At 68.9% G+C, this 13,432-nt stretch carries 7 protein-coding genes; 5 read left to right on the forward strand and 2 right to left on the reverse strand.

Annotated elements, in window-relative coordinates; all coding sequences use genetic code 11:
• Window positions 1–19: 19 nt before the first annotated feature.
• Window positions 20–1,687: an ABC transporter ATP-binding protein gene (locus ACTJJP_RS13430; RefSeq protein ID WP_440775501.1), complete on the reverse strand. Its 1,668-nt coding sequence runs from the start codon at window positions 1,685–1,687 to the stop codon at window positions 20–22.
• A 144-nt stretch (window positions 1,688–1,831) separates the two neighbouring features.
• Here ACTJJP_RS13430 and ACTJJP_RS13435 point away from each other — a divergent pair, with 144 nt between their 5' ends.
• The 5 genes from ACTJJP_RS13435 to ACTJJP_RS13455 all read left to right on the forward strand — a co-directional run bounded on the left by ACTJJP_RS13435 (window position 1,832) and on the right by ACTJJP_RS13455 (window position 12,806).
• The gene (locus ACTJJP_RS13435) at window positions 1,832–2,584 is read left to right on the forward strand and encodes a 5-oxoprolinase subunit PxpA (protein ID WP_440775502.1); all 753 of its coding nucleotides are present in this window, start codon (window positions 1,832–1,834) and stop codon (window positions 2,582–2,584) included.
• Between the two features lie 44 nt (window positions 2,585–2,628).
• The gene (locus tag ACTJJP_RS13440; protein ID WP_440775580.1) at window positions 2,629–4,326 is read left to right on the forward strand and encodes a 5-oxoprolinase/urea amidolyase family protein; all 1,698 of its coding nucleotides are present in this window, start codon (window positions 2,629–2,631) and stop codon (window positions 4,324–4,326) included.
• Between the two features lie 273 nt (window positions 4,327–4,599).
• Window positions 4,600–8,097 carry a DNA-directed RNA polymerase subunit beta gene (gene rpoB / locus ACTJJP_RS13445; protein ID WP_440775503.1) on the forward strand — a complete coding sequence of 1,166 codons (3,498 nt, stop codon included), beginning with the start codon at window positions 4,600–4,602 and terminating at the stop codon, window positions 8,095–8,097.
• 56 nt (window positions 8,098–8,153) lie between these two features.
• Window positions 8,154–12,029 carry a DNA-directed RNA polymerase subunit beta' gene (gene rpoC / locus ACTJJP_RS13450; protein ID WP_440775504.1) on the forward strand — a complete coding sequence of 1,292 codons (3,876 nt, stop codon included), beginning with the start codon at window positions 8,154–8,156 and terminating at the stop codon, window positions 12,027–12,029.
• Window positions 12,030–12,191: 162 nt separating this feature from the next.
• On the forward strand, window positions 12,192–12,806 hold the full coding sequence (locus tag ACTJJP_RS13455; RefSeq protein WP_440775505.1) for a hypothetical protein: 615 nt from the start codon (window positions 12,192–12,194) through the stop codon (window positions 12,804–12,806).
• Window positions 12,807–12,818: 12 nt separating this feature from the next.
• Here the strand turns inward: ACTJJP_RS13455 and ACTJJP_RS13460 are convergent, their stop codons facing one another.
• Entirely contained in the window at window positions 12,819–13,406 is a 588-nt protein-coding gene (locus ACTJJP_RS13460; protein WP_440775506.1) for a hypothetical protein, read from the reverse strand.
• Between the last annotated feature and the right edge of the window lie 26 nt (window positions 13,407–13,432).

Raw genomic sequence — 13,432 nt, forward strand, 5'->3', positions numbered from 1 at the left:
CGCGCGACAGGACCGCGACTCAGCCGGCCAGACCCAACTCGTTGCCCGGGATCGACGCCAGGAGACGCCGCGTATACGGGTCGCGAGGGTTGGTGAAGACCTCTTCGCTGGATGCCGCCTCGACGAGGCGTCCGTCCTTCATGACGCACACGTAGTCGCTGATCAGGCGCACCACCGCGAGGTCGTGCGAGATGAAGAGGTAGCTCAGCCCGTACTCGCGCTGGAGGTCGCCCAGCAGGTCGAGGATCTGCGCCTGCACCAGCACGTCGAGCGCCGACACCGGCTCGTCGCACACGATGAGCTCGGGCGAGAGCGCCAGGGCTCGGGCGATCGCGACGCGCTGCCGTTGCCCGCCCGACAGCTCGGACGGGTAGCGGCGGAGCATGGATACCGGAAGGGCCACGTCATCCATCAACTGACGCACGCGCTTCGAGCGCTCGGCCTTGGATCCGCGCTTGTAGAACGACAGCGGTTCTTCGACGATGCGTTCGACGGTGAACATGGGGTTCAGGCTCGAGTACGGGTCCTGGAAGATCGGCTGGACCTTCTGCCGGAACTGTCGCAGCGCCTCGCCCGACAGGGCCGAGACGTCCTGACCGTCGAAGCGGATCGTGCCGCTGGTGGGCTCGACGACCTTCAGCAGCATGCGCGCCGTCGTCGTCTTGCCCGAACCGGACTCGCCCACGATCGCCACCGTCCGGCCCCGCGGGATCGACAGCGAGACGTCGTCGACGGCGCGGAAGTCGTCGCCGCGCCCGCGCACCGGGTAGACCTTGGTCAGGCCCTCGATCTGGACGATGTCGTCGCGGACCGTCGTCTCGGCGCGCTCGCTGCGGAAGTCCTCTGGACGCAGTCTCACGGCCGCCACCGACGGCGCCGCCGCGACGAGCGACTTGGTGTAGCTGTGCTGCGGGTCCTCGAGGATCTGTTTCGCCGGGCCCTGCTCGACCACGCGTCCCCGGTGCATCACGACCACCTTCGAGGCGCGTTCGGCGGCGAGGCCGAGGTCGTGCGTGATGAGCAGCACGGCGGCGCCCAGCTCGTCGGTCTGCTTGTCGATCTGGTCGAGGATCGTCTGCTGCACGGTGACGTCGAGGGCGCTGGTCGGCTCGTCGGCGATGAGCAGCCGCGGCCGGCACGCCAGTCCGATCGCGATGAGCGCACGCTGACGCATTCCGCCGGAGAACTCGTGGGGGTACTGCATCGCGCGCTTCTCGGCATCCGGGAGTCCAGCGGCCTCGAGCGCCTCGACGACCTTGCCCTTCACGCTCGAGCGATCGGCGAGTCCGTGTGCGAGCAGCGTCTCGGCGACCTGCGTGCCGATCTTGGCCACCGGGTTCAGGTTCGACATCGGGTCCTGGGGCACCAGGCCGATCTGGCGTCCGCGCACCTGCCGCATGCGGGCCTCGCCGAAGGTGGTCAGGTCTTCGCCGTCGAGCAGGATCTGCCCGCGCGCGACGCGTCCACCGGATGCCAACAGGCCGATGATCGCCATTGCGGTGGTCGATTTGCCGGAGCCGGACTCGCCGACGATGGCGATGGTCTCGCCCGCGTGAATGTCGAGATTCACCCCGTCGACGGCGCGCACGGGCCCGTCCATGGTGGCGAAGTCGACCGCGAGGTCGCGGACCGAGAGGAGGGGACGGGGGGATGCCGGAGCGGGGGGACCGGCGACATCGGAGGTCATCCCTCCATCCTCACCCGCCGCGGCGTTCCTGCCCAGCCCCTCGTGCACATCGTCACGTGGCCGTAACGCGCTCGGCCGCCCTGCCCCGTGCGCTCCCGCCACCGCACCCGGAGCGCACGTCCGCCGAGCGCTACCGTGGGCAGCATGCGCGTGGACCTCAACGCCGACCTCGGTGAGACCGTCGACGGGATGCCGACCGCCGACGACGAGGCCATGTTCGCCGTCATCTCCAGCGCCAACGTCGCCTGCGGGGGCCACGCCGGCGATGCGGTCTCGATGCGCGAGGCGGTCGACCGCGCCGAACGTTTCGGCGTCGCCGTGGGAGCCCACCCCTCGTACGACGACCGTGAGCATTTCGGACGCGTCCGCCGCGATCCCGCTCCCGCACAGCTGCGTGCGAGCGTGGCCTCGCAGCTGGACGCGCTCGCCGCCGCTGGGGCCGACATCCGATACGTCAAACCGCACGGTGCGCTCTATCACGCGGTGATCGACGACACCGGTCACGCCCGCGCCGTGGTCGCCGCCGTGGCCGACCTCTCGTCACGCCTCGGACGCGCCCTCCCCGTTCTCGGTCTTCCCGGCGCGATCGCCGAGGAGGCGGCATCCGCGGGGCTGCCGTTCGTGCATGAGGCGTTCCTCGATCGCGGTTACACGCCGCAGTGCGCGCTTGTACCGCGCGGCGAACCCGGCGCCCTCGTCGACGACCCCGTCGTGGTCGCCGCGCGCGCGCTGCGCTTCGTCCGCGACCGGGATGTCGAGGCCGTCGACGGCACGCGCATCGCGGTGGACGCGGCATCCCTGTGCCTCCACGGAGACAGTGCGTCCGCGGTCGCGATGGCCCGGGCCGTGCGCGCGGCGCTCGACACCGCCGGCGTCGAGGTGCGCCCGCCGTGGTGACGACGCCGCCCGAGTTTGCGGAACCCCGCGTGCGACTGCTCCCGATGGGGGAGCGGGCCGTGCTCGCCGGGGTCGCCGATCTCGCCGCCGTCCTGTCGCTGCACGCCGCGCTCGCCGCAGACGCCCCCGTCGGCGTCGACGACCTCGTCCCCGCCGCCCGGACGGTGCTCGTCGCCTTCGACCCGGCCCACGTGTCCCGCGCGGCCGTGCGTGCGTGGATCCTCGACGCCGCCCGACGGACTCCGGATGCCGTCGCCTCCGGCCCCCTCGTCGAGGTGCCGGTGCGTTACGACGGTGCCGACCTCGCCTCGACCGCCGCTCTGCTGGGCATCCCGGTCGCCGAGTTCGTGTCGCGCCACGCGGGGGTGGAGTGGACGGTCGCCTTCACGGGTTTCGCGCCGGGGTTCGCCTATCTGGTCAGCGCGGCGTGGCCCTTCGACGTGCCGCGCCTGGCCGAGCCGCGGACGCGTGTTCCGGCGGGGGCGGTGGGACTCGCGGGCGGCTTCAGCGGCGCGTATCCCCGCGAGACGCCCGGCGGGTGGCGGCTGATCGGCACGACCGATGCGGTGCTGTTCGATCCGGATGCCGCGGCGCCGGTGCTGCTGCCCCCGCGCGCCCGGGTGCGTTTCGTCCCCGAGCGTGCCCGCGTCGCGGCAGCAGCCGAGTCGGTCGACGGTGCTGAGCCCGTCGAGGGACTCGGCCCCGCGTCGCCGGGGCCCGGCGCCCTCTTCCCGGCGAGCGGAGGACATTCCGGCGGCGCAGGGCCGCGGGCCGAGGGGGCCTCCTCCCGTCCCGGAATTTCCTCCGCTCCGGTGACGGGCCCCAGCCCCGTGAACGGCGTGTCGGCGGCCGCGCGCCCCGCCGTCGCGGCTTCCACGGATCCACCCCGCCCCGTCCTCCGCGTCGTCTCACCCGGCGCCTTCACCACCGTGCAGGACCTCGGCCGCCCCGCTCGCGCGGCGCTCGGGGTCGCGCGGTCGGGGGCGCTCGACCGGGCGGCCCTGCGCGTCGCGAACCGCCTGGTCGGCAACGAGGAGGATGCCGCCGGGCTCGAGATCGCGATGGGCGGCTTCGTCGCCCGTGCGGAGGTCGACACCTGGGTCTGCGTGACCGGCGCCCTCGCCGACGTCGACATCGACGGTCGGCCCGCCTGCGCCTACGCCCCCCAGCTCATTCCGGCCGGAGCCGGGCTGCGCATCGGACCTGCGCGCGCGGGTCTGCGCGTCTACCTGGCCGTCCGCGGCGGGATCGTCGTACCGGCGGCGCTGGGGTCCCGCTCGCGTGACGTGCTGGCGGGTCTCGGACCCGCCCCCCTGGTCGTCGGGGATGCCCTCCACGTCGAAGTCCCGGCATCCGCGGTCCCCGTGGTCGACGCGTTCCCGTGGTCGATTCCGCCGTCGGACCTCGAGGTCCGCGTGGCCGTGGGTCCCCGTGCCGACTGGTTCGCCGCCGACGCGCCGTCGACGCTGCGAAGCGCGACCTGGACGGTGTCGTCGCACGCCGACCGTGTCGGCATCCGCTTCGACGGTCCCGCTCTGCGACGCACCCGCAGCGACGAGCTGCCGAGCGAGGGGATGCGCCCCGGGGCGATCCAGGTGCCCCCGCACGGGCGTCCCGTGGTGTTGCTGGCGGACGGCCCCGTGACCGGCGGATATCCCGTGATCGCCGTGGTGACGGATGCCGCCCTCGACGCGCTCGCCCAGGCGCGGCCCGGCGATCGCGTGCGGTTCCGGAGCGCCTGAACCGCCTCGACGCACGGAATGCCCGACGGGCGCACGCGGTTATACCGCAGGTCCGCAGACGCGTCAAGAATTGGACTGGACACGGCGAGTCCTCCCGCGTATGCTTGGACTTTGCGCTCCTCGATTCCCCCTGCCCTCATATGGTGGTCGGCTGAGCCTGCCCGTCCCCGCTTCACTGCGGCGTGCGACGTGCCGGTTTTCGGGGCAGGAACGCACTCCACCTGACGACAAGGAATCACGAGCCCCTCGCCCGGGCTTCTGGAGGTTATTCCCTTGGCTGCTGCGAGCAACGCATCCACCACCACCACCCCCAAGAGCGGACGCGGAGCATCCCGCCTCTCGTTCGCGAAGATCTCCGACAAGCTGACCGTTCCCGATCTGCTCGCGCTGCAGACCGAGTCGTTCGACTGGCTGGTCGGTAACGAAGCCTGGAAGGCGCGCGTCGCCGAGGCCCAGGAACAGGGTCGCACCGACGTCCCCGAGATCAGCGGTCTGGAAGAGATCTTCGAGGAGATCTCTCCGATCGAGGACCTCAGCGAGACGATGCAGCTCTCGTTCACGAACCCCTACCTCGAGCCCGAGAAGTACTCGATCGAAGAGTGCAAGGAGCGCGGCAAGACCTACGCCGCCCCGCTGTACGTCGAGGCCGAGTTCATGAACCACCAGACCGGTGAGATCAAGACGCAGACGGTCTTCATGGGCGACTTCCCGCTCCAGACCGACAAGGGCACGTTCATCATCAACGGCACCGAGCGTGTCGTGGTGTCCCAGCTCGTCCGCTCGCCCGGCGTCTACTTCGACAAGACGCCCGACAAGACCTCCGACAAGGACATCGTGTCGGCGCGCGTCATCCCCTCGCGCGGTGCGTGGCTCGAGTTCGAGATCGACAAGCGCGACCAGGTCGGCGTGCGCATCGACCGCAAGCGCAAGCAGTCGGTCACCGTGTTCCTCAAGGCCCTCGGCCTCACCAGCGAAGACATCCTCGCCGAGTTCGCCGGCTTCGACTCCATCGAAGAGACGCTGTCGAAGGACACGATCCTGACGAAGGAAGACGCGCTCCGCGACATCTACCGCAAGCTCCGTCCGGGCGAGCAGGTCGCCGCCGAGGCCGCGCGCGCGCTTCTGGACAACTTCTACTTCAACTCCAAGCGCTACGACCTGGCCAAGGTCGGTCGCTACAAGATCAACCAGAAGCTCGGCCTCGACAAGCCGCTGAGCGACTCGGTGCTCACCACCGACGACATCGTCGCCACGATCAAGTACCTGGTGCGCCTGCACCGCGGCGACGTCACGTTCGACGGTGTCCGCGGGGGCAGCAACGCCGAGATCCGTCTCGACACCGACGACATCGACAACTTCGGCAACCGTCGTATCCGCGCCGTCGGCGAGCTCATCCAGAACCAGGTCCGCACCGGTCTGTCGCGCATGGAGCGCGTCGTCCGCGAGCGCATGACCACGCAGGACATCGAGGCGATCACGCCGCAGACCCTGATCAACGTGCGCCCCGTCGTCGCCGCGATCAAGGAGTTCTTCGGAACGAGCCAGCTGTCGCAGTTCATGGACCAGAACAACCCCCTCGCGGGCCTGACCCACAAGCGCCGCCTGTCGGCGCTGGGCCCGGGTGGTCTCTCGCGTGAGCGTGCCGGCGTCGAGGTCCGTGACGTGCACCCCTCGCACTACGGCCGCATGTGCCCCATCGAGACCCCGGAAGGCCCGAACATCGGCCTGATCGGTTCGCTCGCCTCGTTCGCGCGCATCAACGCGTTCGGTTTCATCGAGACGCCGTACCGTCGTGTCGTCGACGGCCGGGTGACCGACCAGATCGATTACCTCACCGCCAGCGAAGAGAGCGACCACATCGTCGCGCAGGCCGGTGTGGCCCTCCAGGCCGACGGTCACTTCGTGGACGACCGCATTCTGGCCCGCCGCGGCCAGGGTGGCGAGGTCGACCTGTTCCCCGTCGACGAGATCGGCTACATGGACGTCTCCCCGCGCCAGATGGTGTCGGTGGCGACCTCGCTCATCCCGTTCCTCGAGCACGACGACGCCAACCGCGCCCTCATGGGTGCGAACATGCAGCGCCAGGCCGTGCCGCTCGTGCGCAGCGAGTCGCCCGTGGTCGGTACCGGTATGGAGGGCTTCGCCGCGATCGACGCTGGTGACGTCGTCACCGCCGAGAAGTCGGGTGTCGTCCTGGAGGTCTCGGCCGACGTCGTGACCATCCAGCTCGACGAGGGCGGAACGCAGGACTACTTCCTGCGCAAGTTCGACCGCTCCAACCAGGGCACGTCCTACAACCAGCGTGTGGTCGTCTCCGCCGGTGAGCGCATCGAGGCCGGCGAGGTCATCGCCGACGGTCCCGCGACCGAGAACGGCGAGCTCGCTCTCGGCAAGAACCTCCTCGTGGCGTTCATGACCTGGGAGGGTCACAACTTCGAGGACGCGATCATCCTCAGCCAGGACCTCGTGAAGGACGACACGCTGTCGTCGATCCACATCGAGGAGTACGAGGTCGACGCGCGCGACACCAAGCTCGGCAAGGAGGAGATCACCCGTGACCTCCCCAACGTCAGCCCCGACCTGCTGAAGGACCTCGACGACCGCGGCATCATCCGCATCGGTGCCGAGGTGCGTCCCGGCGACATCCTCGTCGGCAAGGTCACGCCCAAGGGCGAGACCGAGCTCAGCGCCGAGGAGCGCCTGCTCCGCGCGATCTTCAACGAGAAGAGCCGCGAAGTCCGTGACACCTCGCTGAAGGTGCCCCACGGCGAGCAGGGCACGATCATCGCGGTCAAGGAGTTCAACGCGGAGGACGGCGACGACGAGCTCGGCTCGGGCGTCAACCGCCGTGTCGTGGTCTACATCGCCCAGAAGCGCAAGATCACCGAGGGCGACAAGCTCGCCGGCCGCCACGGCAACAAGGGTGTCATCGCCAAGATCCTCCCGATCGAGGACATGCCCTTCCTGCCCGACGGTACGCCGGTCGACATCATCCTCAACCCGCTCGGCATCCCCGGTCGAATGAACTTCGGTCAGGTCCTGGAGCTCCACCTCGGCTGGATCGCTCAGCAGGGCTGGAAGGTCGAGGGCAACCCGGACTGGGCCGCCCAGCTGCCCGAGTCGGCTCGCGAGGCCGCCCCCGGCACGAAGGTCGCCACCCCGGTGTTCGACGGCGCGTTCGAGGCCGAGATCGCGGGTCTGCTCGACTCGACGATCCCGAACCGCGACGGCGACCGCATGGTCGACTCCTCCGGCAAGACGCTGCTGTTCGACGGTCGCTCCGGCGAGCCGTTCCCGGCGCCCATCTCGGTCGGCTACATGTACATCCTGAAGCTGCACCACCTGGTCGACGACAAGATCCACGCGCGTTCGACGGGCCCCTACTCGATGATCACCCAGCAGCCGCTCGGCGGTAAGGCCCAGTTCGGTGGCCAGCGCTTCGGTGAGATGGAGGTGTGGGCGCTCGAGGCCTACGGTGCCGCGTACGCGCTGCAGGAACTCCTCACGATCAAGTCCGACGACATCCTCGGCCGCGTCAAGGTGTACGAGGCGATCGTCAAGGGCGAGAACATCCAGGAGCCCGGCATCCCCGAGTCCTTCAAGGTGCTCATGAAGGAGATGCAGTCGCTCTGCCTGAACGTCGAGGTCCTCTCGGCCGACGGCACGGCTGTCAACCTGCGCGACACGGATGACGACGCCTTCCGCGCTGCGGAGGAGCTCGGCATCAACATCTCCAGCCGCTTCGAGTCCTCGTCGATCGACGAGATCTGAGCTTCCAGCTCAGCGACCCAGCTCAGATTTCAGAGAATTCCGACACAGGAGAACCAGTGCTCGAATCAACCACTTTCGATCAGATCCGTATCGGTCTGGCCACCGCCGACGACATCCGTCGTTGGTCCTTCGGTGAGGTCAAGAAGCCCGAGACGATCAACTACCGCACGCTGAAGCCCGAGAAGGACGGCCTCTTCGGCGAGCAGATCTTCGGACCCTCCCGCGACTGGGAGTGCGCCTGCGGCAAGTACAAGCGCGTGCGCTTCAAGGGCATCGTCTGCGAGCGCTGCGGCGTCGAGGTCACCAAGTCCTCGGTCCGCCGCGAGCGCATGGGCCACATCGAGCTCGCCGCGCCCGTCACGCACATCTGGTACTTCAAGGGCGTGCCTTCGCGCCTGGGCTACCTGCTGGACATGGCGCCGAAGGACCTCGAGAAGGTCATCTACTTCGCCGCCTACATGGTCATCTCGGTCGACGAGGATGCTCGTCACCGCGACCTGGCCACGCAGGAGAACAACATCCGTCTCGAGCTGAAGACGCTCGGCGACCGCCGCGATGCCCGCATCGCCGCCCGCCTGGCCAAGCTCGAGGAGGAACTCGCCGCCCTCGAGGCGGAGGGTGCCAAGGCCGACCAGAAGAAGAAGGTCAAGGACGCCGCCGAGAAGGACATGACGTCGGCTCGCAAGAACGCCGACGAGCAGATCGCCAAGCTCGAGCGCGTGTGGGAGGACTTCCGCACGCTCGAGGTGGGCGCCCTGAAGCCCGAGGACGACGTCTTCCACGAGCTGCAGGACCGCTTCGGTCAGTACTTCGAGGCCCACATGGGCGCGGAGTCGATCAAGCGTCGCCTCGAGGCGTTCGACCTGGCCGCCGAGAGCGAGAACCTGCACCTGCAGATCTCCGAGGGCAAGGGTCAGCGCAAGATCCGCGCGATCAAGCGCCTGAAGGTCGTCAACTCGTTCCTGCAGACCGGCATGTCGCCGGCCTCGATGGTGCTCGACGTCGTCCCGGTCATCCCGCCGGAGCTTCGTCCGATGGTCCAGCTCGACGGTGGCCGTTTCGCCACCAGCGACCTGAACGACCTCTACCGTCGCGTGATCAACCGCAACAACCGCCTCCGTCGCCTGATCGACCTCGGTGCCCCCGAGATCATCGTCAACAACGAGAAGCGCATGCTGCAGGAGGCCGTCGACGCGCTGTTCGACAACGGCCGCCGTGGTCGCCCCGTCACCGGTACCGGCAACCGCGCCCTGAAGTCCCTGAGCGACATGCTCAAGGGAAAGCAGGGTCGCTTCCGCCAGAACCTGCTCGGAAAGCGCGTGGACTACTCGGGCCGTTCCGTCATCATCGTCGGACCCCAGCTCAAGCTCCACCAGTGCGGTCTGCCCAAGCAGATGGCCCTCGAGCTGTTCAAGCCGTTCGTGATCAAGCGCCTGATCGACCTCGGTCACTCGCAGAACATCAAGGCCGCCAAGCGCGCCGTCGAGCGCTACCGTCCCGAGGTCTGGGACGTGCTGGAAGAGATCATCCGCGAGCGCCCCGTGCTGCTGAACCGTGCACCCACCCTGCACCGTCTCGGCATCCAGGCGTTCGAGCCCCAGCTCGTCGAGGGCAAGGCGATCCAGCTGCACCCGCTCGTGTGCGCGGCGTTCAACGCCGACTTCGACGGTGACCAGATGGCCGTGCACCTTCCGCTGTCGGTCGAGGCTCAGGCCGAGGCCCGCGTGCTGATGCTCGCCTCGAACAACATCCTGAAGCCGTCGGACGGCCGTCCGGTGACCCTGCCCTCGCAGGACATGATCATCGGTCTGCACCACCTGACCACCCTCAAGGAGGGTGCGAAGGGCGAAGGCCGTGCGTTCGGTTCGGTGGGCGAGGCGATCCTGGCCAAGGACGAGGGCACCCTCGACCTGCAGGCCAAGGCGCGCATCCGCATCCCCGGTCTCACGTTCCTCGAGGGCCAGGCGCCCGAGGGGTACGACAAGCACGGTCTCGTCGACGCGTCGCTCGGTCAGGCGATCTTCAACGACACGCTCCCCAAGGGCTACCCGTTCGTCCGCGAGCAGGCCGACAAGGGCAAGCTGTCGCAGATCGTCAACAAGCTGGCCGAGGAGTACCCGAAGGTGGAGGTCGCGGCATCCCTCGACCGCATCAAGGACGCCGGTTTCTACTGGGCCACCCGTTCGGGTGTCACGGTGGCGCTGAGCGACATCCTCACGCCGCCGAACAAGGCCGAGATCGTCGCGGGCTACGAGAAGCAGGCCGCGAAGGTCCAGGGACAGTACGAGAAGGGTCTCACCACCGACGCCGAGCGTCGTCAGGAGCTCATCAAGATCTGGACCGAGGCCACCGACGAGGTCCAGAAGGCGATGCGGGACAACTTCCCCGCCGACAACACCATCAACCGCATGGTCTCGTCGGGCGCCCGTGGTAACTGGCTGCAGATCCGCAACATCGCGGGTATGCGAGGCCTGGTGAACAACCCGAAGGGTGAGATCATCCCTCGCCCGATCATCTCGTCGTACCGTGAGGGTCTGTCGGTCGCCGAGTACTTCATCGCGACGCACGGTGCCCGTAAGGGTCTGGCCGACACGGCCCTCCGTACGGCCGACTCGGGGTACCTCACCCGTCGTCTCGTGGACGTCTCGCAGGATGTCATCATCCGCGAGGAGGACTGCGGAACGTCGAAGGGCCTGGAGCTCCCGATCGCCGCGGCCGACTCGACCGGTGCCCTGGTCAAGGACGCCAACGTCGAGAACTCGGTGTTCGCTCGCACGCTCGCCACGGCGGTCGTCGACGCGCAGGGCACCGTGCTGGCCGAGGCCGGCGACGACGTGGGCGACGTGCTCATCAACAAGCTGGTCGAGGGTGGCGTGGAGTCGATCAAGGTCCGCTCCGTGCTGACCTGCGACTCGGCCGTCGGTGTCTGCGCGAAGTGCTACGGCCGTTCGCTGGCCACCGGCAAGATCGTCGACATCGGCGAGGCCGTCGGCATCATCGCGGCCCAGTCGATCGGTGAGCCCGGTACCCAGCTGACGATGCGTACCTTCCACACCGGTGGTTCCGCTTCCGCAGACGACATCACGCAGGGTCTGCCCCGCGTGCAGGAGCTGTTCGAAGCGCGTACCCCCAAGGGTGCGTCGCCGATCGCCGAGGCCGATGGCCGCATCACGATCGACGAGACCGACAAGGCCAAGAAGGTCATCCTCACGCCCGACAACGGCGACGAGCCGGTGGTCTACCCCGTCCTGAAGCGTGCGACGCTCCTGGTCGAGGACGGTCAGCACGTCGTGGTCGGCCAGCCGATCCTCGTCGGAACGCTCGACCCCAAGGAGGTCATGCGCGTGCAGGGTGCCCGCGAGGTGCAGAAGTACCTCGTCAACGGCGTCCAGGGCGTGTACCGCTCGCAGGGTGTGCCGATCCACGACAAGCACATCGAGGTCATCGTCCGACAGATGCTCCGCAAGGTCACCGTCGTCGATCACGCCGACACCGACCTGCTGCCCGGTGAGCTGGTGGACTTCAAGCGCTACCAGGCGATCAACCGCGAGGCGGTCGGCGAGGGCAAGCGTCCCGCGTCGGGTCGTCCGGAGCTGATGGGTATCACGAAGGCGTCGCTCGCGACGGAGTCGTGGCTCTCGGCCGCGTCGTTCCAGGAGACCACCCGCGTCCTCACGCAGGCGGCCATGGAGGGCAAGAGCGACCCGCTCGTCGGCCTCAAGGAGAACGTCATCATCGGAAAGCTCATCCCCGCCGGAACCGGTCTTGCGAAGTACCGCAACGTCACGGTCGAGGCGACGGAGGAAGCGAAGAGCGAGCGGTACCCCAACCGCATCTTCGCCTCGGACGGCGCGTACAGCGACGCCGACCTGAGCTATGTCGATTTCGACAGCTTCTCCACGGACGACTTCACGCCCGGCACGTACAACTGATCGAAGGGATGCCACGCCCCGGCGAGGCATCCTGATCCCGAAGGCCCCCGGCTCACGCCGGGGGCCTTCGTCGTGTCCGGCGATCGGCGCCGTCCGTGCGTGCGGCGTGTCGGGAACCGGGTGCGGCGGGGGAGTGCGCCTACCGTTGACGAGGAGGAACGCATGGCCCGTATCGGTGGACGCAGTCTGTGGCTGGCATGGCCGGCCGGGCTCTTCTGCGCGGGGGCGGTCGTGGGGCTGGGCGTGCTCGCGGCTCCCGGGGTGCCGGGAACCGTCGCGTTCATCGGCGACACTCTTCGCGCCGCCACCGGAACGCCCAGCGCGGAGGCGGCCGAACCCGTCGCGCCCGCCACCGACTGTCGGCACCTGTACTCGCAGCCGATGTGGTCGTCGCTGGTGTGGTCGCCCGAGGCGCTGCTGTCGCAGCGACGCACGCCGGCGCTGTCGACCGTCGAAGCGGTCGCCGCAGCAGGGCCAACGACGGTCGTCACGTGCCACTGGAGGGGTGTCGACGGTCGCTTCCTCGAGACGACGGTGTCGACCGTCTCGGTGGAGGGTGCTGCGGCCGCGGCCGCGACGCTGGCCGCCCAAGGGTTCTCGTGCGCGACGGCGGCCGATGCGACCCGGACCGACGTGACGCACTGCGAGCGCACCTCGGGGGACGTGAACGAGGTGCACGACCTGCGGGGCGACCGGTGGGTGTCGTCGACCCTCAGCGGATGGGAGCCGGTCGGCTACGCCGAGACCGTGGCGTCCCACGCCTTCTTCGGCGGGTGACGCCGCGCCACATCACCCGAAGATCGAGGCGATGATGCTCGCGGTGTACCCGGTGGGTGCCAGGTTCGAGTACTGCGTGTCGATCAGCACGTCGTCGCGCCAGTAGAGGGTGCGCCCGTCGTTCACCGGATAGGCGGCGTTGATCCACGTCTTCTCGCAGCGGGTGCCGGCGTCGGGGGTATAGCAGCTGAAACCCTGCGTGGCGACCAGATCGTTGAGCATGTCGAGTGCGGGCCCGCGGTTCATGCGGGAGATCGTGGTGATAAGCCCCGTCGTGTCGGCAGCGGGGTCGCGCCAGATGCACGTGATCGAGCCGTCCGGCTGCACCCCCGAGGGGCCGAGCGATGGGTCGTTCAGCGGGATGGTGCCGAGCTGGGCGAGGACGTCGGCCGAGAGCATGGCCTTGCAGTCGGCCGGGAGCCGCACCTCGGTGGGTGCCCGCGAGAACGTCGGGATGTTCGACGGGGTGGGGGAGGACGAAACGGAGACCGAGGGAGCGGGAGCCGCCTCCTCGGCAGCGGGGGCGCAGGCGGTCAACGCGAGCAGGGCGGCACCCGCGAGCGCCGCGGGGACGGCCGGACGGAGCGGGCGACGGGGCATGGGAACACCCTAAGCCGAGGTTCCGA

Origin of the sequence: Microbacterium sp. 22296 (assembly GCF_052045385.1) — a bacterium.
Taxonomy (GTDB): Bacteria; Actinomycetota; Actinomycetes; order Actinomycetales; family Microbacteriaceae; genus Microbacterium.